The 21,927-nt window shown below is 40.6% G+C and carries 18 protein-coding genes and 1 pseudogene; all 19 read left to right on the top strand.

Annotated features, from left to right (window positions below; genetic code table 11):
• Window positions 1-133: 133 nt before the first annotated feature.
• Window positions 134-1,219, top strand: coding sequence for a dTDP-glucose 4,6-dehydratase (rfbB, locus tag HU143_RS08690; protein ID WP_000697846.1), 1,086 nt, complete (start codon window positions 134-136; stop codon window positions 1,217-1,219).
• The gene (rfbD, locus tag HU143_RS08695) at window positions 1,219-2,118 is read left to right on the top strand and encodes a dTDP-4-dehydrorhamnose reductase (protein ID WP_023226690.1); all 900 of its coding nucleotides are present in this window, start codon (window positions 1,219-1,221) and stop codon (window positions 2,116-2,118) included. Before rfbB ends, rfbD begins: the two co-directional genes overlap by 1 nt.
• Window positions 2,119-2,165: 47 nt before the next feature.
• The gene (rfbA, locus tag HU143_RS08700) at window positions 2,166-3,044 is read left to right on the top strand and encodes a glucose-1-phosphate thymidylyltransferase RfbA (RefSeq protein WP_023226689.1); all 879 of its coding nucleotides are present in this window, start codon (window positions 2,166-2,168) and stop codon (window positions 3,042-3,044) included.
• Entirely contained in the window at window positions 3,045-3,596 is a 552-nt protein-coding gene (gene rfbC / locus HU143_RS08705; protein WP_000973709.1) for a dTDP-4-dehydrorhamnose 3,5-epimerase, read from the top strand.
• A 5-nt stretch (window positions 3,597-3,601) separates the two neighbouring features.
• A pseudogene (locus HU143_RS08710) lies at window positions 3,602-4,595 on the top strand (CDP-6-deoxy-delta-3,4-glucoseen reductase).
• Window positions 4,592-5,365, top strand: coding sequence for a glucose-1-phosphate cytidylyltransferase (gene rfbF / locus HU143_RS08715; RefSeq protein WP_000648783.1), 774 nt, complete (start codon window positions 4,592-4,594; stop codon window positions 5,363-5,365). Before HU143_RS08710 ends, rfbF begins: the two are co-directional and overlap by 4 nt.
• 4 nt (window positions 5,366-5,369) lie before the next feature.
• On the top strand, window positions 5,370-6,449 hold the full coding sequence (rfbG, locus tag HU143_RS08720; protein ID WP_000565903.1) for a CDP-glucose 4,6-dehydratase: 1,080 nt from the start codon (window positions 5,370-5,372) through the stop codon (window positions 6,447-6,449).
• A 26-nt stretch (window positions 6,450-6,475) separates the two neighbouring features.
• The gene (gene rfbH, locus HU143_RS08725; protein ID WP_000126349.1) at window positions 6,476-7,789 is read left to right on the top strand and encodes a lipopolysaccharide biosynthesis protein RfbH; all 1,314 of its coding nucleotides are present in this window, start codon (window positions 6,476-6,478) and stop codon (window positions 7,787-7,789) included.
• 27 nt (window positions 7,790-7,816) lie between these two features.
• Window positions 7,817-8,716 (top strand): CDP-abequose synthase, encoded by a 900-nt coding sequence (rfbJ, locus tag HU143_RS08730; RefSeq protein ID WP_023226688.1) that lies wholly within the window; start codon window positions 7,817-7,819, stop codon window positions 8,714-8,716.
• Between the two features lie 81 nt (window positions 8,717-8,797).
• Window positions 8,798-10,090: an MATE family efflux transporter gene (locus tag HU143_RS08735; RefSeq protein WP_006497737.1), complete on the top strand. Its 1,293-nt coding sequence runs from the start codon at window positions 8,798-8,800 to the stop codon at window positions 10,088-10,090.
• A 4-nt stretch (window positions 10,091-10,094) separates the two neighbouring features.
• Entirely contained in the window at window positions 10,095-11,096 is a 1,002-nt protein-coding gene (gene rfbV, locus HU143_RS08740; RefSeq protein WP_000908622.1) for an abequosyltransferase RfbV, read from the top strand.
• Between the two features lie 320 nt (window positions 11,097-11,416).
• Entirely contained in the window at window positions 11,417-12,478 is a 1,062-nt protein-coding gene (locus tag HU143_RS08745) for a glycosyltransferase family 4 protein (RefSeq protein WP_001521643.1), read from the top strand.
• Window positions 12,479-13,423, top strand: a complete 945-nt coding sequence (gene rfbN / locus HU143_RS08750; RefSeq protein WP_000705151.1) for an O antigen biosynthesis rhamnosyltransferase RfbN — start codon at window positions 12,479-12,481, stop codon at window positions 13,421-13,423.
• The gene (locus tag HU143_RS08755) at window positions 13,424-14,863 is read left to right on the top strand and encodes a mannose-1-phosphate guanylyltransferase/mannose-6-phosphate isomerase (protein ID WP_000009016.1); all 1,440 of its coding nucleotides are present in this window, start codon (window positions 13,424-13,426) and stop codon (window positions 14,861-14,863) included.
• A complete protein-coding gene (gene rfbK, locus HU143_RS08760) occupies window positions 14,850-16,283 on the top strand; it encodes an O-antigen biosynthesis phosphomannomutase RfbK (RefSeq protein ID WP_001103643.1) in 1,434 nt (477 codons plus the stop codon). Before HU143_RS08755 ends, rfbK begins: the two co-directional genes overlap by 14 nt.
• Before the next feature lie 71 nt (window positions 16,284-16,354).
• On the top strand, window positions 16,355-17,785 hold the full coding sequence (locus HU143_RS08765) for an undecaprenyl-phosphate galactose phosphotransferase (RefSeq protein WP_023226687.1): 1,431 nt from the start codon (window positions 16,355-16,357) through the stop codon (window positions 17,783-17,785).
• Between the two features lie 163 nt (window positions 17,786-17,948).
• A complete protein-coding gene (gndA, locus tag HU143_RS08770; RefSeq protein ID WP_000043532.1) occupies window positions 17,949-19,355 on the top strand; it encodes an NADP-dependent phosphogluconate dehydrogenase in 1,407 nt (468 codons plus the stop codon).
• 236 nt (window positions 19,356-19,591) lie between these two features.
• On the top strand, window positions 19,592-20,758 hold the full coding sequence (gene ugd, locus HU143_RS08775) for a UDP-glucose 6-dehydrogenase (RefSeq protein ID WP_023226686.1): 1,167 nt from the start codon (window positions 19,592-19,594) through the stop codon (window positions 20,756-20,758).
• A gap of 142 nt (window positions 20,759-20,900) precedes the next feature.
• Window positions 20,901-21,884, top strand: a complete 984-nt coding sequence (wzzB, locus tag HU143_RS08780) for an LPS O-antigen chain length determinant protein WzzB (protein ID WP_000215255.1) — start codon at window positions 20,901-20,903, stop codon at window positions 21,882-21,884.
• The last annotated feature ends 43 nt before the right edge of the window (window positions 21,885-21,927 follow it).

The following is a 21,927-nucleotide window of genomic DNA, read 5'->3' on the forward strand; positions in this document are numbered from 1 at the left end:
TGTAACAAGTCGATATGTACGCAGTGCACTGGTAGCTGATGAGCCAGGGGCGGTAGCGTGTGTAACGACTTGAGCAATTAATTTTTATTGGCAAATTAAATACCACATTAAATACGCCTTATGGAATAGAAAAGTGAAGATACTTATTACTGGCGGGGCAGGTTTTATTGGATCAGCTGTTGTCCGCCATATTATTAAGAATACACAGGACACTGTAGTTAATATTGATAAATTAACCTACGCCGGTAATCTTGAATCCCTTTCTGATATTTCTGAAAGTAATCGCTACAATTTTGAACACGCGGATATTTGTGATTCCGCTGAAATAACGCGTATTTTTGAGCAGTACCAGCCGGACGCGGTGATGCATTTGGCTGCGGAAAGTCATGTGGACCGTTCGATTACCGGGCCGGCAGCATTTATTGAAACCAATATCGTCGGCACCTATGTACTTCTTGAAGTTGCGCGTAAATACTGGTCTGCGCTTGGCGAAGATAAAAAAAATAATTTCCGTTTTCATCATATTTCCACTGATGAAGTTTACGGCGATTTACCGCATCCTGATGAAGTTGAAAACAGCGTTACGCTGCCGTTATTTACTGAAACGACGGCATATGCGCCAAGTAGCCCCTATTCTGCGTCAAAAGCATCCAGCGATCATTTAGTCCGTGCCTGGCGGCGTACCTATGGTCTACCAACGATCGTTACCAATTGTTCTAATAACTATGGCCCTTATCACTTCCCTGAAAAACTGATTCCGTTGGTCATTTTGAACGCACTGGAAGGAAAGCCTTTGCCAATTTATGGCAAAGGGGATCAGATTCGCGATTGGCTATATGTAGAAGATCACGCTCGCGCGCTTCATATGGTAGTGACTGAAGGCAAGGCAGGGGAGACTTATAACATTGGTGGACACAATGAGAAGAAAAATCTCGATGTGGTATTTACCATCTGTGATCTGCTGGATGAAATTGTACCCAAAGCGACTTCTTATCGTGAACAAATCACTTATGTCGCGGATCGTCCGGGCCATGATCGTCGTTATGCCATTGATGCAGGTAAAATTAGCCGCGAATTAGGCTGGAAACCGCTGGAGACCTTTGAAAGCGGTATTCGTAAAACAGTGGAATGGTACCTTGCAAATACTCAATGGGTAAACAATGTTAAAAGTGGGGCGTATCAGAGTTGGATAGAACAGAACTATGAAGGACGCCAGTAATGAATATCTTACTTTTTGGTAAGACAGGGCAAGTAGGCTGGGAGTTGCAACGTTCTCTGGCACCAGTAGGGAATCTGATTGCCCTGGATGTCCATTCAAAAGAGTTTTGCGGTGATTTTAGTAATCCGAAAGGCGTTGCCGAAACCGTTCGTAAGCTTCGTCCCGATGTGATTGTTAACGCAGCCGCACATACTGCAGTAGATAAAGCAGAGTCTGAACCAGAACTGGCGCAGTTACTTAACGCCACCAGTGTGGAAGCCATCGCTAAAGCGGCCAACGAAACTGGCGCATGGGTAGTGCATTATTCAACCGATTATGTATTTCCTGGTACCGGCGATATCCCATGGCAGGAAACGGACGCTACGTCGCCGCTGAATGTCTATGGCAAGACCAAACTGGCGGGAGAAAAGGCCCTGCAGGATAACTGCCCTAAGCACCTTATCTTCCGCACCAGTTGGGTTTATGCCGGTAAGGGCAATAATTTCGCAAAGACAATGCTTCGTCTGGCGAAAGAGCGTCAGACACTTTCAGTCATCAACGATCAGTACGGTGCGCCAACCGGTGCGGAATTACTGGCTGACTGCACGGCTCATGCGATCCGTGTGGCATTAAATAAACCAGAAGTCGCAGGTCTTTACCATCTGGTTGCCGGGGGAACCACAACCTGGCATGACTACGCGGTGTTAGTCTTTGACGAGGCGCGCAAAGCAGGGATAACGCTTGCGCTGACTGAGCTTAATGCTGTGCCGACCAGCGCCTACCCGACGCCGGCGAGCAGACCTGGTAATTCGCGTCTCAATACTGAAAAGTTTCAGCGTAATTTTGGCCTTATTCTGCCGCAATGGGAATTAGGAGTTAAGCGTATGCTGACTGAAATGTTTACGACGACAACCATCTGATAAATTTAAATGCCCATAAGGGCATTTTCTATGAATGAGAAATGGAAATGAAAACGCGTAAGGGCATTATTTTAGCGGGGGGCTCCGGCACTCGTCTTTATCCGGTGACCATGGCGGTAAGTAAGCAATTGCTACCAATTTATGATAAACCGATGATTTACTATCCCCTTTCCACACTTATGCTGGCAGGCATTCGGGATATCCTGATCATCAGTACGCCACAGGACACGCCGCGTTTTCAACAACTGCTGGGAGACGGCAGCCAGTGGGGGCTGAATCTTCAATATAAAGTACAGCCAAGCCCGGATGGCTTAGCACAGGCGTTTATTATTGGTGAAGAGTTCATTGGTAATGATGATTGTGCATTAGTCCTGGGTGACAATATCTTCTATGGTCATGATTTACCAAAGTTAATGGAAGCTGCCGTTAATAAAGAAAGTGGTGCTACCGTCTTCGCTTATCATGTAAACGATCCAGAGCGCTACGGTGTAGTTGAGTTTGACCAAAATGGCACAGCCGTTAGTCTGGAGGAAAAACCGTTACAACCGAAGAGTAATTACGCGGTAACGGGGCTGTATTTTTATGATAATAGCGTGGTGGAGATGGCGAAAAATCTTAAGCCTTCCGCTCGCGGTGAGTTAGAAATCACGGATATTAACCGTATCTATATGGATCAGGGAAGATTGTCTGTCGCCATGATGGGGCGCGGTTATGCCTGGCTGGATACAGGGACGCATCAAAGTTTGATAGAGGCCAGTAATTTTATTGCAACCATCGAAGAACGCCAGGGTCTGAAAGTGTCTTGCCCGGAAGAGATCGCATTTCGTAAAAATTTTATAAATGCACAACAGGTTATAGAACTGGCCGGGCCATTATCAAAAAATGATTATGGCAAATATTTGCTGAAGATGGTGAAAGGCTTATAAGTGATGATTGTGATTAAAACAGCAATACCAGATGTCTTGATCTTAGAGCCTAAAGTTTTTGGCGATGAGAGGGGATTCTTTTTTGAAAGTTATAACCAGCAGACCTTTGAAGAGTTGATTGGACGTAAAGTTACATTTGTTCAAGATAATCATTCAAAATCCAAAAAGAACGTACTCAGAGGGCTACATTTTCAGAGAGGAGAAAATGCACAGGGGAAGTTAGTTCGTTGTGCTGTCGGTGAGGTTTTTGATGTTGCGGTCGATATCCGAAAAGAATCGCCTACTTTTGGTCAATGGGTTGGCGTAAATCTATCTGCTGAGAATAAGCGACAGCTTTGGATTCCAGAAGGTTTTGCTCATGGTTTTGTTACTCTTAGTGAGTATGCAGAGTTTCTGTACAAAGCAACTAATTATTACTCACCTTCATCGGAAGGTAGCATTTTATGGAATGATGAGACAATAGGTATTGAATGGCCTTTTTCTCAGCTGCCTGAGCTTTCAGCAAAAGATGCTGCAGCACCTTTACTGCATCAAGCCTTGTTAACAGAGTAAGCATCGTGTCTCATATTATTAAGATTTTTCCATCAAATATTGAATTTTCCGGTAGAGAGGATGAATCAATCCTCGATGCTGCGCTATCGGCTGGCATCCATCTTGAACATAGCTGCAAAGCGGGTGATTGTGGTATCTGTGAGTCCGATTTGTTGGCGGGAGAAGTTGTTGACTCCAAAGGTAATATTTTTGGACAGGGTGATAAAATACTAACCTGCTGCTGTAAACCTAAAACCGCCCTTGAGCTAAATGCGCATTTTTTTCCTGAACTAGCTGGACAGACAAAAAAAATTGTCCCATGCAAGGTAAATAGTGCTGTACTGGTTTCAGGCGATGTTATGACTTTGAAGTTACGCACACCACCAACAGCAAAAATTGGCTTCCTTCCAGGGCAGTATATCAATTTACATTATAAAGGTGTAACTCGCAGTTATTCTATCGCTAATAGTGATGAGTCGAATGGTATTGAGTTGCATGTAAGGAATGTTCCCAATGGTCAGATGAGTTCGCTCATTTTTGGGGAGTTACAAGAAAATACTCTTATGCGCATTGAAGGGCCTTGCGGAACATTTTTTATTCGTGAAAGTGACAGACCTATAATCTTCCTTGCAGGCGGTACTGGATTCGCTCCAGTTAAATCAATGGTTGAGCATCTCATTCAGGGAAAATGTCGTCGTGAGATCTACATTTACTGGGGAATGCAATATAGTAAAGATTTTTACTCTGCATTACCGCAGCAGTGGAGTGAACAGCACGACAACGTTCATTATATCCCTGTTGTTTCTGGTGATGATGCCGAATGGGGGGGAAGAAAGGGATTTGTCCATCATGCCGTGATGGATGATTTTGATTCTCTAGAGTTCTTCGATATATATGCATGTGGTTCACCTGTGATGATCGATGCCAGTAAAAAGGACTTTATGATGAAAAATCTCTCTGTAGAACATTTCTATTCTGATGCATTTACCGCATCTAAATAATATTGAGGATAATTTATGAAAGCGGTCATCCTGGCTGGTGGACTTGGTACCAGACTAAGTGAAGAAACAATTGTAAAACCAAAACCGATGGTAGAAATTGGTGGCAAGCCTATTCTTTGGCACATTATGAAAATGTATTCTGTGCATGGTATCAAGGATTTTATTATCTGCTGTGGTTATAAAGGATATGTGATTAAAGAATATTTTGCGAACTACTTCCTTCACATGTCAGATGTAACATTCCATATGGCTGAAAACCGTATGGAAGTTCACCATAAACGTGTTGAACCATGGAATGTCACATTGGTTGATACGGGTGATTCTTCAATGACTGGTGGTCGTCTGAAACGTGTTGCTGAATACGTAAAAGATGACGAGGCTTTCCTGTTTACTTATGGTGATGGCGTTGCCGACCTTGATATCAAAGCGACTATCGATTTCCATAAGGCTCACGGTAAGAAAGCGACTTTAACAGCTACTTTTCCACCAGGACGCTTTGGCGCATTAGATATCCAAGCTGGTCAGGTCCGGTCATTCCAGGAAAAACCGAAAGGCGATGGGGCAATGATCAATGGTGGTTTCTTTGTGTTGAATCCATCGGTTATCGATCTCATCGATAACGATGCAACAACCTGGGAACAAGAGCCATTAATGACATTGGCACAACAGGGGGAGTTAATGGCTTTTGAACACCCAGGTTTCTGGCAGCCGATGGATACCCTACGTGATAAAGTTTACCTCGAAGGGCTGTGGGAAAAAGGTAAAGCTCCGTGGAAAACCTGGGAGTAAGTAGATGATTGATAAAAATTTTTGGCAAGGTAAACGTGTATTCGTTACCGGCCATACTGGCTTTAAAGGAAGCTGGCTTTCGCTATGGCTGACTGAAATGGGTGCAATTGTAAAAGGCTATGCACTTGATGCGCCAACTGTTCCAAGTTTATTTGAGATAGTGCGTCTTAATGATCTTATGGAATCTCATATTGGCGACATTCGTGATTTTGAAAAGCTGCGCAATTCTATTGCAGAATTTAAGCCAGAAATTGTTTTCCATATGGCAGCCCAGCCTTTAGTGCGCCTATCTTATGAACAGCCAATCGAAACATACTCAACAAATGTTATGGGTACTGTCCATTTGCTTGAAGCAGTTAAGCAAGTAGGTAACATAAAGGCAGTCGTAAATATCACCAGTGATAAGTGCTACGACAATCGTGAGTGGGTGTGGGGCTATCGTGAGAACGAACCCATGGGAGGGTACGATCCATACTCTAATAGTAAAGGTTGTGCAGAATTAGTCGCGTCTGCATTCCGGAACTCATTCTTCAATCCTGCAAATTATGAGCAACATGGCGTTGGTTTGGCGTCTGTGAGGGCTGGTAATGTCATAGGCGGAGGCGATTGGGCTAAAGACCGTTTAATTCCCGATATTCTGCGCTCATTTGAAAATAACCAGCAGGTTATTATTCGAAACCCATATTCTATCCGTCCCTGGCAGCATGTACTGGAGCCTCTTTCTGGTTACATTGTGGTGGCGCAACGCTTATATACAGAAGGTGCTAAGTTTTCTGAAGGATGGAATTTCGGCCCGCGTGATGAAGATGCGAAGACGGTCGAATTTATTGTTGACAAGATGGTCACGCTTTGGGGTGATGATGCAAGCTGGTTACTGGATGGTGAGAATCATCCTCATGAGGCACATTACCTGAAACTGGATTGCTCTAAAGCAAATATGCAATTAGGATGGCATCCGCGTTGGGGATTGACTGAAACACTTGGTCGCATCGTAAAATGGCATAAAGCATGGATTCGCGGCGAAGATATGTTGATTTGTTCAAAGCGTGAAATCAGCGACTATATGTCTGCAACTACTCGTTAAGAAAATAAGTTTAAGGAATCAAAGTAATGACAGCAAATAACCTGCGTGAGCAAATCTCTCAGCTTGTCGCTCAGTATGCGAATGAGGCATTGAGCCCGAAACCTTTTGTTGCAGGTACAAGCGTTGTGCCTCCTTCCGGGAAGGTTATTGGTGCCAAAGAGTTACAATTGATGGTTGAGGCGTCTCTTGATGGATGGCTAACTACTGGTCGTTTCAATGATGCCTTTGAGAAAAAACTTGGGGAATTTATTGGGGTTCCTCATGTTTTAACGACTACATCTGGCTCTTCGGCAAACTTGCTGGCACTGACTGCGCTGACTTCCCCAAAATTAGGCGAGCGAGCTCTCAAACCTGGTGATGAGGTTATTACTGTCGCTGCTGGCTTCCCGACTACAGTTAACCCGGCGATCCAGAATGGTTTAATACCGGTATTCGTGGATGTTGATATCCCGACATATAATATCGATGCCTCTCTCATTGAAGCTGCAGTTACTGAGAAATCAAAAGCGATAATGATCGCTCATACACTCGGTAATGCATTTAACCTGAGTGAAGTTCGTCGGATTGCCGATAAATATAACTTATGGTTGATTGAAGACTGCTGTGATGCCCTTGGGACGACTTATGAAGGCCAGATGGTAGGTACCTTTGGTGACATCGGAACCGTTAGTTTTTATCCGGCTCACCATATCACAATGGGTGAAGGCGGTGCTGTATTCACCAAGTCAGGTGAACTGAAGAAAATTATTGAGTCGTTCCGTGACTGGGGCCGGGATTGTTATTGTGCGCCAGGATGCGATAACACCTGCGGTAAACGTTTTGGTCAGCAATTGGGATCACTTCCTCAAGGCTATGATCACAAATATACTTATTCCCACCTCGGATATAATCTCAAAATCACGGACATGCAGGCAGCATGTGGTCTGGCTCAGTTGGAGCGCGTAGAAGAGTTTGTAGAGCAGCGTAAAGCTAACTTTTCCTATCTGAAACAGGGCTTGCAATCTTGCACTGAATTCCTCGAATTACCAGAAGCAACAGAGAAATCAGATCCATCCTGGTTTGGCTTCCCTATCACCCTGAAAGAAACTAGCGGTGTTAACCGTGTCGAACTGGTGAAATTCCTTGATGAAGCAAAAATCGGTACACGTTTACTGTTTGCTGGAAATCTGATTCGCCAACCGTATTTTGCTAATGTGAAATATCGTGTAGTGGGTGAGTTGACAAATACCGACCGTATAATGAATCAAACGTTCTGGATTGGTATTTATCCAGGCTTGACTACAGAGCATTTAGATTATGTAGTTAGCAAGTTTGAAGAGTTCTTTGGTTTGAATTTCTAATTCAATTTATTCTATCTGGTGATTGCGATGACCTTTTTGAAAGAATATGTAATTGTCAGTGGGGCTTCCGGCTTTATTGGTAAGCATTTACTCGAAGCGCTAAAAAAATCGGGGATTTCAGTTGTCGCAATCACTCGAGATGTAATAAAAAATAATAGTAATGCATTAGCTAATGTTAGATGGTGCAGTTGGGATAATATCGAATTATTAGTCGAGGAGTTATCAATTGATTCTGCATTAATTGGTATCATTCATTTGGCAACAGAATATGGGCATAAAACATCATCTCTCATAAATATTGAAGATGCAAATGTTATAAAACCATTAAAGCTTCTTGATTTGGCAATAAAATATCGGGCGGATATCTTTTTAAATACAGATAGTTTTTTTGCCAAGAAAGATTTTAATTATCAACATATGCGGCCTTATATAATTACTAAAAGACACTTTGATGAAATTGGGCATTATTATGCTAATATGCATGACATTTCATTTGTAAACATGCGATTAGAGCATGTATATGGGCCTGGGGATGGTGAAAATAAATTTATTCCATACATTATCGACTGCTTAAATAAAAAACAGAGTTGCGTGAAATGTACAACAGGCGAACAGATAAGAGACTTTATTTTTGTAGATGATGTGGTAAATGCTTATTTAACTATATTAGAAAATAGAAAAGAAGTACCTTCATATACTGAGTATCAAGTTGGAACTGGTGCTGGGGTAAGTTTGAAAGATTTTCTGGTTTATTTGAAAAATACTATGATGCCAGGTTCATCGAGTATATTTGAATTTGGTGCGATAGAGCAAAGAGATAATGAAATAATGTTCTCTGTAGCAAATAATAAAAATTTAAAAGCAATGGGCTGGAAACCAAATTTCGATTATAAAAAAGGAATTGAAGAACTACTGAAACGGTTATGAGATTTTCATGATCTTTTAATAAATAAATCGTTAACAAATTAGTCGCGTTATGTTGTAAAAACTAAGTCGTTTAATTGCATAGTGAAAGTTCAATTGTTAAAAATTCCGAGTCATTTAATTGTTGCAGGTTCATCATGGTTATCCAAAATAATAATTGCCGGGGTGCAGTTAGCAAGTATTTCATATCTTATTTCTATACTAGGTGAAGAGAAATATGCAATCTTTAGTTTGTTAACTGGTTTATTAGTATGGTGTAGCGCTGTTGATTTTGGCATAGGTACAGGACTGCAAAATTATATATCAGAATGCAGAGCCAAAAACAAAAGTTATGATGCATATATTAAATCAGCATTACATCTAAGCTTTATAGCTATTATTTTTTTTATTGCTTTATTTTATATTTTTTCTGGGGTAATTTCCGCTAAATATCTTTCTTCTTTTCATGAGATATTACAGGACAAAACCAGAATGCTCTTTTTTACCTCATGTCTGGTTTTCAGTTCTATTGGAATCGGAGCTATTGCTTATAAAATACTTTTTGCCGAATTGGTCGGGTGGAAAGCTAATCTATTAAACGCATTATCTTATATGATAGGTATGCTCGGCTTGCTATATATATACTATAGGGGGATCTCAGTTGACATAAAATTATCACTAATAGTCCTGTATCTTCCAGTGGGTATGATTTCATTGTGCTATATTGTATATAGATACATAAAGCTTTATCATGTTAAAACAACAAAATCTCATTATATAGCAATTTTACGTAGATCTTCAGGGTTTTTTCTTTTTACTTTATTATCGATAGTGGTGCTTCAAACAGATTATATGGTCATTTCTCAAAGGCTAACTCCTGCTGATATTGTTCAATATACAGTAACGATGAAAATTTTTGGTTTAGTCTTTTTTATTTATACTGCTATTTTGCAAGCATTATGGCCTATATGTGCTGAATTGAGAGTCAAACAGCAATGGAAAAAACTTAACAAAATGATAGGTGTCAATATTTTGCTTGGCTCACTATATGTTGTTGGATGTACAATATTTATTTATTTATTTAAAGAACAGATATTTTCAGTAATAGCCAAAGATATTAATTATCAAGTTTCTATTTTATCTTTTATGTTAATTGGCATATATTTCTGTATTCGCGTTTGGTGTGACACTTATGCAATGTTATTGCAAAGTATGAATTATTTAAAAATACTTTGGATATTAGTACCACTACAAGCAATAATTGGTGGAATAGCACAATGGTATTTTTCTAGTACGCTTGGAATCAGTGGAGTGCTGCTTGGCTTGATTATATCTTTTGCTTTAACTGTTTTTTGGGGGCTTCCACTAACTTACTTAATTAAGGCAAATAAGGGATAATCATATGCTTATATCATTTTGTATTCCAACTTATAATAGAAAAGAATATCTTGAAGAGTTGTTGAATAGTATAAATAATCAGGAAAAATTTAATTTAGATATTGAGATATGTATATCAGATAATGCCTCTACTGATGGTACAGAGGAAATGATTGATGTTTGGAGGAACAATTATAATTTCCCAATAATATATCGGCGTAATAGCGTTAACCTTGGGCCAGATAGGAATTTTCTTGCTTCAGTATCCCTTGCGAATGGGGATTATTGTTGGATATTTGGCAGTGATGATGCTCTTGCGAAAGACTCGTTGGCGATATTACAAACTTATCTCGATTCTCAAGCAGATATATATTTATGTGACAGAAAAGAGACCGGGTGTGATTTAGTTGAGATTAGAAATCCTCATCGTTCTTGGCTCAGAACAGATGATGAACTTTATGTGTTTAATAATAATTTAGATAGGGAAATCTATCTCAGTAGATGCTTATCTATTGGTGGTGTATTTAGCTATCTAAGTTCTTTAATAGTAAAAAAAGAACGATGGGATGCCATTGATTTTGATGCGTCCTATATTGGCACTTCCTATCCTCATGTATTTATCATGATGAGCGTATTTAATACGCCAGGGTGCCTTTTGCATTATATATCAAAACCACTCGTAATATGCCGAGGAGATAATGATAGTTTCGAGAAGAAAGGAAAGGCCAGACGAATTTTAATTGATTTTATTGCATATTTAAAATTAGCTAATGATTTTTACAGTAAAAATATATCTTTAAAACGAGCATTTGAAAATGTTTTGCTAAAAGAGAGACCATGGTTATATACAACTTTGGCTATGGCATGTTATGGCAATAGTGATGAAAAAAGAGATTTATCTGAATTTTATGCAAAGCTAGGTTGTAATAAAAATATGATCAACACTGTACTTCGATTTGGGAAACTAGCATATGCAGTGAAAAATATTACCGTGCTTAAGAATTTTACTAAACGGATAATTAAGTAGTAGTAAGTTATTATATTGAGATTAAATGTAGATTTAACCTTTCTGGATTCAGCTAGATTTACGTTACTGACTTTTCTTTTTAATGAAAAATCATATTTGATATATATAAATAAATTTGGATAGCTTAACTACTTAGATGTTTTTTTTCTGGGAATGTTAGTATAATAATATATTTCTTTATGATTGTTTTTGTAGTGTTTTACTGCCGGTATTACATTAACTCTATTATTAAGAATTACACCTAGTGTAAGCTTCGTAATATTATTTATCCTTATGATTATTGCTTTAAAGATGCGTATGGAAAAACGGAGAGCTATTCAATGATCGTAAACCTATCACGTTTAGGTAAAAGTGGTACGGGAATGTGGCAATACTCGATTAAATTTTTAACGGCACTGCGAGAAATAGCTGATGTTGACGCAATAATCTGTAGCAAGGTACACGCTGATTATTTTGAAAAGCTCGGTTATGCAGTAGTTACTGTTCCGAATATTGTTAGCAACACATCAAAAACATCGCGACTTAGACCATTAGTATGGTATGTATATAGTTACTGGCTTGCGCTGAGGGTTTTAATTAAGTTTGGTAATAAAAAATTGGTGTGTACTACACATCACACTATCCCCTTACTGAGAAACCAAACGATAACCGTACATGATATAAGACCTTTTTATTATCCAGATAGTTTTATTCAGAAAGTGTATTTTCGCTTTTTATTAAAAATGTCCGTTAAGCGATGTAAGCATGTTTTAACGGTATCTTATACCGTTAAAGATAGCATTGCTAAAACTTATAATGTAGATAGTGAGAAAATATCAGTAATTTATAATAGTGTTAATAAGTCTGATTTTATACAAAAAAAAGAAAAAGAGAATTACTTTTTAGCTGTTGGTGCAAGTTGGCCACATAAAAATATTCATTCATTCATAAAAAATAAAAAAGTTTGGTCTGACTCTTATAATTTAATTATTGTATGTGGTCGTACTGACTATGCAATGTCTCTCCAACAAATGGTCGTTGATCTGGAACTAAAAGATAAAGTGACTTTTTTACATGAAGTCTCATTTAATGAATTAAAGATTTTATATTCTAAAGCCTACGCGCTTGTTTATCCATCTATTGATGAGGGTTTTGGTATACCTCCTATTGAAGCGATGGCATCAAATACTCCAGTTATAGTGTCCGATATACCAGTATTTCATGAAGTGTTAACCAATGGTGCATTATATGTGAATCCGGATGATGAAAAAAGCTGGCAGAGTGCAATTAAAAATATAGAGCAGTTGCCTGATGCAATTTCCCGATTTAACAACTATGTCGCACGGTATGACTTTGATAATATGAAGCAGATGGTTGGCAATTGGTTGGCGGAATCAAAATAAATGAAAATAACATTAATTATTCCCACATATAATGCAGGGTCGCTTTGGCCTAATGTTCTGGATGCGATTAAGCAGCAAACTATATATCCGGATAAATTGATTGTTATAGACTCAGGTTCTAAAGATGAAACGGTTCCGTTAGCCTCAGACCTGAAAAATATATCAATATTTAATATTGACTCTAAAGATTTTAATCATGGAGGAACCAGAAATTTAGCAGTTGCAAAAACTCTGGACGCTGATGTTATAATTTTTCTAACGCAAGATGCAATTCTCGCGGATTCGGATGCAATTAAAAATTTGGTTTATTATTTTTCAGATCCATTGATAGCAGCGGTTTGTGGTAGACAACTTCCTCATAAAGATGCTAATCCCCTTGCAGTGCATGCCAGAAATTTTAATTATAGTTCAAAATCTATTGTTAAAAGTAAGGCAGATATAGAAAAATTGGGTATTAAAACTGTATTTATGTCCAATTCTTTTGCTGCCTATCGCCGTTCCGTTTTTGAAGAGTTAAGTGGGTTTCCTGAACATACAATTCTTGCCGAGGATATGTTTATGGCGGCTAAGATGATTCAGGCGGGTTATAAGGTCGCCTACTGCGCTGAAGCGGTGGTAAGACACTCCCATAATTATACCCCGCGAGAAGAGTTTCAACGATATTTTGATACTGGTGTATTTCATGCTTGTTCTCCGTGGATTCAGCGTGACTTTGGCGGAGCCGGTGGTGAGGGTTTCCGCTTCGTAAAATCAGAGATTCAATTCCTGCTTAAAAATGCACCGTTCTGGATTCCAAGAGCTTTATTAACAACCTTTGCTAAATTCTTGGGTTACAAATTAGGCAAGCATTGGCAATCTTTACCGTTGTCTACATGTCGCTATTTTAGCATGTACAAGAGTTATTGGAATAATATCCAATATTCTTCGTCAAAAGAGATAAAATAAATGTCTTTTCTTCCCGTAATTATGGCTGGCGGCACAGGTAGCCGTTTATGGCCGCTTTCACGCGAATATCATCCGAAGCAGTTTCTAAGCGTTGAAGGTAAACTATCAATGCTGCAAAATACTATAAAGCGATTAGCTTCACTTTCTACAGAAGAACCCGTTGTCATTTGCAATGACAGACACCGTTTCTTAGTCGCTGAACAACTCCGTGAAATTGACAAGTTAGCAAATAATATTATTCTCGAACCGGTAGGCCGTAATACTGCACCAGCGATCGCTCTTGCCGCGTTTTGTGCGCTCCAGAATGCTGATAATGCTGATCCTCTTTTGTTGGTTCTTGCTGCAGATCATGTGATTCAGGATGAAATAGCTTTTACGAAAGCTGTCAGACATGCTGAAGAATACGCTGCAAATGGTAAGCTTGTAACTTTTGGTATTGTTCCAACGCATGCTGAAACGGGTTATGGATATATTCGTCGTGGTGAGTTGATAGGAAATGACGCTTATGCAGTGGCTGAATTTGTGGAGAAACCGGATATCGATACCGCCGGTGACTATTTCAAATCAGGGAAATATTACTGGAATAGCGGTATGTTTTTATTTCGTGCAAGCTCTTATTTAAACGAATTAAAGTATTTATCACCTGAAATTTATAAAGCTTGTGAAAAGGCGGTAGGACATATAAATCCCGATCTTGATTTTATTCGTATTGATAAAGAAGAGTTTATGTCATGCCCGAGTGATTCTATCGATTATGCAGTTATGGAGCACACACAGCATGCGGTGGTGATACCAATGAGCGCTGGCTGGTCGGATGTGGGTTCCTGGTCCTCACTTTGGGATATATCGAATAAAGATCATCAGAGAAATGTTTTAAAAGGAGATATCTTCGCACATGCTTGTAATGATAATTACATTTATTCCGAAGATATGTTTATAAGTGCGATTGGTGTAAGCAATCTTGTCATTGTTCAAACAACAGACGCTTTACTGGTGGCTAATAAAGATACAGTACAAGATGTTAAAAAAATTGTCGATTATTTAAAACGGAATGATAGGAACGAATATAAACAACATCAAGAAGTTTTCCGCCCCTGGGGAAAATATAATGTGATTGATAGCGGCAAAAATTACCTCGTTCGATGTATCACTGTTAAGCCGGGTGAGAAATTTGTGGCGCAGATGCATCACCACCGGGCTGAGCATTGGATAGTATTATCCGGGACTGCTCGTGTTACAAAGGGAGAGCAGATTTATATGGTTTCTGAAAATGAATCAACATTTATTCCTCCGAATACTATTCACGCGCTGGAAAATCCTGGAATGACCCCCCTGAAGTTAATTGAGATTCAATCAGGTACCTATCTTGGTGAGGATGATATTATTCGTTTAGAACAACGTTCTGGATTTTCGAAGGAGTGGACTAATGAACGTAGTTAATAATAGCCGTGATGTTATTTATTCATCAGGTATTGTGTTTGGAACGAGTGGGGCTCGCGGTCTTGTAAAAGATTTTACACCTCAGGTATGTGCTGCTTTTACGGTTTCATTTGTTGCCGTTATGCAGGAACATTTTTCCTTTGATACCGTAGCATTGGCAATAGATAATCGTCCAAGTAGTTATGGGATGGCTCAGGCGTGTGCTGCTGCATTGGCGGATAAAGGCGTTAACTGTATTTTTTATGGAGTGGTACCAACCCCAGCTTTGGCCTTTCAGTCTATGTCTGACAATATGCCTGCGATAATGGTTACGGGAAGTCATATTCCATTCGAGCGGAACGGCCTCAAGTTTTATCGTCCTGATGGTGAAATCACGAAACATGATGAGGCTGCGATCCTTAGTGTTGAAGATACGTGCAGCCATTTAGAGCTTAAAGAACTCATAGTTTCAGAAATGGCTGCTGTTAATTATATATCTCGTTATACATCTTTATTTTCTACTCCATTCCTGAAAAATAAGCGTATTGGTATTTACGAACATTCAAGCGCTGGGCGTGATCTTTATAAGCCTTTATTTATTGCATTGGGGGCTGAAGTCGTTAGCTTGGGTAGAAGCGATAATTTTGTACCTATAGATACAGAGGCTGTAAGCAAAGAGGATCGGGAAAAAGCTCGCTCATGGGCTAAAGAGTTCGATTTAGATGCCATATTCTCGACAGATGGGGATGGTGATCGCCCTCTTATTGCTGATGAGGCCGGTGAGTGGCTAAGAGGCGATATACTAGGTCTATTATGTTCACTTGCATTGGATGCAGAAGCCGTCGCTATTCCTGTTAGTTGTAACAGCATAATTTCTTCTGGCCGCTTTTTTAAACATGTTAAGCTTACAAAAATTGGCTCGCCTTATGTTATCGAAGCTTTTAATGAATTATCGCGGAGTTATAGTCGTATTGTCGGTTTTGAAGCCAATGGCGGTTTTTTATTAGGAAGCGACATCTGTATTAACGAGCAGAATCTTCATGCCTTACCAACTCGTGATGCTGTATTACCAGCAATAATGCTGCTTTACAAAAGTAGGAATACCAGCATTAGCGCTTTAGTCAATGAACTCCCAACTCGTTACACCCATTCTGACAGATTACAGGGGATTACAACTGATAAAAGTCAATCCTTAATTAGTATGGGCAGAGAAAATCTGAGCAACCTCTTAAGCTATATTGGTTTGGAGAATGAAGGTGCAATTTCTACAGATATGACAGATGGTATGCGAATTACTTTACGTGATGGATGTATTGTGCATTTGCGCGCTTCTGGTAATGCACCTGAGTTACGCTGCTATGCAGAAGCTAATTTATTAAATAGAGCTCAGGATCTTGTAAATACAACGCTTGCTAATATTAAAAAACGATGCTTGCTGTAAAAAAATTGAATGTTATTTACTTAATATGCCTATTTTATTTACATTATGCACGGTCAGAGGGTGAGGATTAAATGGATAATATTGATAATAAGTATAATCCACAGCTATGTAAAATTTTTTTGGCTATATCGGATTTGATTTTTTTTAATTTAGCCTTATGGTTTTCATTAGGATGTGTCTATTTTATTTTTGATCAAGTACAGCGATTTATTCCTCAAGACCAATTAGATACAAGAGTTATTACGCATTTTATTTTGTCAGTAGTATGTGTCGGTTGGTTTTGGATTCGTTTGCGACATTATACATACCGCAAGCCATTTTGGTATGAGTTAAAAGAAATTTTTCGTACGATCGTTATTTTTGCTATATTTGATTTGGCTCTGATAGCGTTTACAAAATGGCAGTTTTCACGCTATGTCTGGGTGTTTTGTTGGACTTTTGCTATAATCCTGGTGCCTTTTTTTCGCGCACTTACAAAGCATTTATTGAACAAGCTAGGTATCTGGAAGAAAAAAACTATCATCCTGGGGAGCAGACAGAATGCTCGTGGTGCATATTCTGCGCTGCAAAGTGAGGAGATGATGGGGTTTGATGTTATCGCTTTTTTTGATACGGATGCGTCAGATGCTGAAATAAATATGTTGCCGGTGATAAAGGATACTGAGATTATTTGGGATTTAAATCGTACAGGTGATGTCCATTATATCCTTGCTTATGAATACACCGAGTTGGAGAAAACACATTTTTGGCTACGTGAACTTTCAAAACATCATTGTCGTTCTGTTACTGTAGTCCCCTCGTTTAGAGGATTGCCATTATATAATACTGATATGTCTTTTATCTTTAGCCATGAAGTTATGTTATTAAGGATACAAAATAACTTGGCTAAAAGGTCGTCCCGTTTTCTCAAACGGACATTTGATATTGTTTGTTCAATAATGATTCTTATAATTGCATCACCACTTATGATTTATCTGTGGTATAAAGTTACTCGAGATGGTGGTCCGGCTATTTATGGTCACCAGCGAGTAGGTCGGCATGGAAAACTTTTTCCATGCTACAAATTTCGTTCTATGGTTATGAATTCTCAAGAGGTACTAAAAGAACTTTTGGCTAACGATCCTATTGCCAGGGCTGAATGGGAGAAAGATTTTAAACTGAAAAATGATCCTCGAATCACAGCTGTAGGTCGATTTATACGTAAAACTAGCCTTGATGAGTTGCCACAACTTTTTAATGTACTAAAAGGTGATATGAGCCTGGTTGGACCACGACCTATCGTTTCGGATGAACTGGAGCGTTATTGTGATGATGTTGATTATTATTTGATGGCAAAGCCGGGCATGACAGGTCTATGGCAAGTGAGTGGGCGTAATGATGTTGATTATGACACTCGTGTTTATTTTGATTCCTGGTATGTTAAAAACTGGACGCTTTGGAATGATATTGCCATTCTGTTTAAAACAGCGAAAGTTGTTTTGCGGCGAGATGGTGCGTATTAAGCTTACCGAGAAGTACTGAATAATAATTGTATAAAATAGCCTGCGTAAAATCTGAACGCATCAATCGCTACCTTAATATCATACCTTTGAGTTAACATACTATTCACCTTTAACCTGCCATGACCGTTTGTGGCAGGGTTTCCACACCTGACAGGAGTATGTAATGTCCAAGCAACAGATCGGCGTCGTCGGTATGGCAGTGATGGGGCGCAACCTCGCGCTCAACATCGAAAGCCGTGGTTATACCGTCTCCGTTTTCAACCGCTCCCGTGAAAAGACCGAAGAAGTAATTGCCGAGAATCCCGGCAAAAAGCTGGTGCCTTATTACACGGTGAAAGAGTTTGTTGAATCCCTCGAAACGCCTCGTCGTATCCTGTTAATGGTGAAAGCGGGCGCAGGTACTGATGCAGCTATCGATTCGCTGAAACCGTATCTGGAAAAAGGCGATATCATTATTGATGGCGGTAACACCTTCTTCCAGGACACAATCCGTCGCAATCGCGAGCTGTCTGCGGAAGGTTTTAACTTTATCGGTACCGGTGTTTCCGGTGGTGAAGAGGGCGCGCTGAAAGGGCCATCTATCATGCCTGGCGGTCAGAAAGATGCCTATGAACTGGTGGCGCCGATCCTGACGAAGATTGCTGCTGTGGCGGAAGATGGCGAACCGTGCGTGACCTATATCGGCGCCGATGGTGCGGGTCACTACGTCAAGATGGTCCATAATGGTATTGAATATGGCGATATGCAGCTTATCGCTGAAGCTTACTCCCTGCTGAAAGGCGGCCTGAACCTCAGCAATGAAGAGTTGGCGAACACTTTTACCGAGTGGAATAACGGCGAGCTGAGCAGTTATCTGATCGACATCACTAAAGACATCTTCACTAAAAAAGATGAAGACGGAAACTACCTGGTGGATGTCATTCTTGATGAAGCCGCCAACAAAGGGACCGGTAAATGGACCAGCCAGAGCGCGCTGGATCTGGGCGAACCGCTGTCGCTGATTACCGAATCCGTCTTTGCGCGTTACATCTCTTCGTTGAAAGCACAACGTGTTGCCGCATCTAAAGTGCTCTCCGGGCCGAAAGCGCAACCGGCAGGCGACAAAGCGGAATTTATCGAGAAAGTGCGTCGCGCGCTGTATCTTGGCAAGATCGTCTCCTATGCGCAGGGCTTCTCGCAGCTACGCGCCGCGTCTGATGAATATCACTGGGATCTCAACTACGGCGAGATTGCTAAGATTTTCCGTGCGGGTTGTATCATTCGCGCTCAGTTCCTGCAGAAAATCACCGATGCTTACGCAGAAAACGCTGGTATTGCCAATTTGCTGTTAGCGCCTTACTTCAAGAAAATTGCTGATGAGTACCAGCAGGCGCTGCGTGATGTTGTGGCTTACGCGGTGCAGAACGGCATTCCTGTGCCGACATTCTCTGCGGCAGTGGCCTACTATGACAGCTATCGCGCCGCAGTACTGCCAGCTAACTTAATTCAGGCGCAGCGTGACTACTTTGGTGCGCACACCTATAAACGTACTGATAAAGAAGGCATTTTCCATACCGAGTGGTTGGAATAATTTCTGCAAAAATGTTTAAGCCCGGTTTAATACCGGGCTTTTTTTTATCTCTATTCTTATTGATTTATCGCTTTTACTTAATATTAACTTAATAATCTGTGTTTATCGTAATGAAGATAATCTGAATTGTTTTCGTCTGCGTTGCACTTTATATACTCAGGCGTTAAAACTTTAATATCTTATCAGGATGCGAAATACATCATGATTCATAATTAAGTTAATTCTGAGAGCGAATAATGAAAATCACGATATCCGGGACGGGTTATGTTGGCTTGTCTAATGGTTTGCTTATTGCACAACATCATGATGTGGTGGCGTTAGACATTGTTCCTTCCCGTATTGAACTGTTAAATGATCGGATATCTCCGATTGTTGATAAAGAAATTCAGCAATTTTTAAAGGAAGATAACATCAGATTCAGGGCAACGCTGGATAAGTTTGATGCGTACCAGAATGCAGATTACGTCATCATTGCTACGCCTACGGATTACGATCCCAAAACCAACTATTTTAATACGTCCAGTGTGGAATCGGTCATTCAGGATGTGATCAGCATCAACCCCGCAGCCGTGATGGTTATTAAGTCTACGGTGCCGGTTGGCTTCACGGCGGCAATGCGTCAGAAGTTTGCGACAGAAAATATCATTTTCTCTCCGGAGTTTTTACGTGAAGGTAAAGCCCTTTACGATAACCTTTATCCCTCCCGTATCGTGATTGGGGAACAGTCTGAGCGCGCCAGAGAATTTGCCGCATTACTCCAGGAAGGCGCTATTAAACAGGAGATTCCGACGCTGTTTACGGACTCCACTGAAGCGGAAGCCATTAAACTTTTCGCCAATACTTATCTCGCTATGCGAGTCGCTTATTTTAATGAATTAGACAGCTATGCTGAAACGTTAGGATTAAATACCCGACAAATTATTGAAGGGGTGTGCCTCGACCCGCGTATTGGCAATCATTATAATAATCCCTCTTTTGGTTATGGCGGATATTGTTTGCCAAAAGATACCAAACAGTTGCTGGCTAATTATCAGTCGGTGCCTAATAATATTATCTCCGCTATCGTTGAAGCAAACCGTACGCGTAAAGATTTTATTGCCGACGCTATCCTCGCCAGAAAGCCTAAAGTGGTGGGCATTTATCGCCTGATTATGAAGAGTGGCTCCGATAACTTCCGCGCCTCATCGATTCAGGGGATTATGAAACGTATTAAAGCGAAAGGCGTAGAGGTCATCATCTATGAGCCGGTAATGCAAGAAGAAACTTTCTTTAACTCACGTCTTGAACGTGATTTGCACTGCTTTAAACAGCAGGCGGATGTCATTATTTCCAATCGGATGGCGGCAGAGCTTTTGGATGTCGCTGAAAAAGTGTATACCCGCGATCTTTTCGGTAGTGATTAATAAGGCAATCGGGGCTGATGAGTCCCGATGATTTATTGACCAAATGGAAATAATGTCTGATTTTTATCATTAATCCTATGGCATATATTTTCTTTATGACTACACTGTCTCCAGCTTCATCCTTTTTTTAGTTAGGGTATCTATGACAGTGGATAGTAATACGTCTTCCGGGCGTGGGAACGATCCGGAACAGATTGATTTGATTGAGTTATTGCTACAGTTATGGCGTGGGAAGATGACCATTATTGTAGCCGTTATTATCGCCATTTTGCTGGCCGTAGGCTACCTGATGATAGCCAAAGAAAAATGGACATCCACGGCGATTATTACCCAACCTGATGCCGCGCAGGTTGCCACCTATACCAACGCGCTCAACGTCTTGTATGGCGGGAATGCCCCCAAAATCTCTGAAGTGCAGGCGAATTTTATAAGCCGCTTTAGTTCTGCGTTTTCCGCATTATCGGAAGCGCTGGATAATCAGAAAGAGCGGGAAAAGCTCACCATTGAACAGTCGGTAAAGGGGCAGACGCTGCCGCTCTCGGTTTCTTATGTGAGTACTACCGCTGAAGGGGCGCAGCGTCGGCTGGCGGAATATATCCAACAGGTGGATGAAGAGGTCGCTAAGGAACTGGAAGTTGACCTGAAAGATAATATCACGCTGCAAACCAAAACGTTGCAGGAGTCCCTTGAGACGCAGGAAGTTGTGGCGCAGGAACAAAAAGATCTGCGTATTAAGCAAATCGAAGAAGCGTTGCGCTATGCGGATGAGGCCAAAATCACGCAGCCGCAGATTCAGCAAACCCAGGATGTTACCCAGGACACGATGTTCCTGTTGGGGAGCGATGCGCTAAAATCGATGATACAGAACGAAGCGACGCGTCCACTGGTCTTTTCTCCGGCCTATTACCAGACGAAGCAGACGCTGCTGGACATTAAAAATCTGAAAGTGACTGCCGATACGGTGCACGTCTATCGTTATGTGATGAAGCCGACGCTGCCTGTCCGTCGCGATAGCCCGAAAACAGCCATTACCCTCGTGCTGGCAGTGTTGCTGGGCGGGATGATCGGCGCCGGGATTGTGCTGGGACGCAATGCGCTACGTAGCTATAAGCCAAAAGCCTTGTAAGCTTCTTTGCCGGATGGTGGTCGGCTTCGAAAGGTAAAATTTC

Origin of the sequence: Salmonella sp. SJTUF14076 (assembly GCF_015534835.1) — a bacterium.
Lineage (GTDB): Bacteria > Pseudomonadota > Gammaproteobacteria > Enterobacterales > Enterobacteriaceae > Salmonella > Salmonella enterica.

What these genes read in the sequence shown, in the direction of transcription:
- rfbK (WP_001103643.1), top strand. Translation starts at nt 14,850, where the DNA reads ATGAACGTAGTTAATAATAGCCGTGATGTTATTTATTCATCAGGTATT.
- rfbA (WP_023226689.1), top strand. Translation starts at nt 2,166, where the DNA reads ATGAAAACGCGTAAGGGCATTATTTTAGCGGGGGGCTCCGGCACTCGT.
- rfbD (WP_023226690.1), top strand. Translation starts at nt 1,219, where the DNA reads ATGAATATCTTACTTTTTGGTAAGACAGGGCAAGTAGGCTGGGAGTTG.
- rfbV (WP_000908622.1), top strand. Translation starts at nt 10,095, where the DNA reads ATGCTTATATCATTTTGTATTCCAACTTATAATAGAAAAGAATATCTT.
- HU143_RS08745 (WP_001521643.1), top strand. Translation starts at nt 11,417, where the DNA reads ATGATCGTAAACCTATCACGTTTAGGTAAAAGTGGTACGGGAATGTGG.
- wzzB (WP_000215255.1), top strand. Translation starts at nt 20,901, where the DNA reads ATGACAGTGGATAGTAATACGTCTTCCGGGCGTGGGAACGATCCGGAA.
- gndA (WP_000043532.1), top strand. Translation starts at nt 17,949, where the DNA reads ATGTCCAAGCAACAGATCGGCGTCGTCGGTATGGCAGTGATGGGGCGC.
- rfbG (WP_000565903.1), top strand. Translation starts at nt 5,370, where the DNA reads ATGATTGATAAAAATTTTTGGCAAGGTAAACGTGTATTCGTTACCGGC.
- rfbF (WP_000648783.1), top strand. Translation starts at nt 4,592, where the DNA reads ATGAAAGCGGTCATCCTGGCTGGTGGACTTGGTACCAGACTAAGTGAA.
- rfbN (WP_000705151.1), top strand. Translation starts at nt 12,479, where the DNA reads ATGAAAATAACATTAATTATTCCCACATATAATGCAGGGTCGCTTTGG.
- HU143_RS08755 (WP_000009016.1), top strand. Translation starts at nt 13,424, where the DNA reads ATGTCTTTTCTTCCCGTAATTATGGCTGGCGGCACAGGTAGCCGTTTA.
- rfbJ (WP_023226688.1), top strand. Translation starts at nt 7,817, where the DNA reads ATGACCTTTTTGAAAGAATATGTAATTGTCAGTGGGGCTTCCGGCTTT.
- HU143_RS08765 (WP_023226687.1), top strand. Translation starts at nt 16,355, where the DNA reads ATGGATAATATTGATAATAAGTATAATCCACAGCTATGTAAAATTTTT.
- ugd (WP_023226686.1), top strand. Translation starts at nt 19,592, where the DNA reads ATGAAAATCACGATATCCGGGACGGGTTATGTTGGCTTGTCTAATGGT.
- rfbH (WP_000126349.1), top strand. Translation starts at nt 6,476, where the DNA reads ATGACAGCAAATAACCTGCGTGAGCAAATCTCTCAGCTTGTCGCTCAG.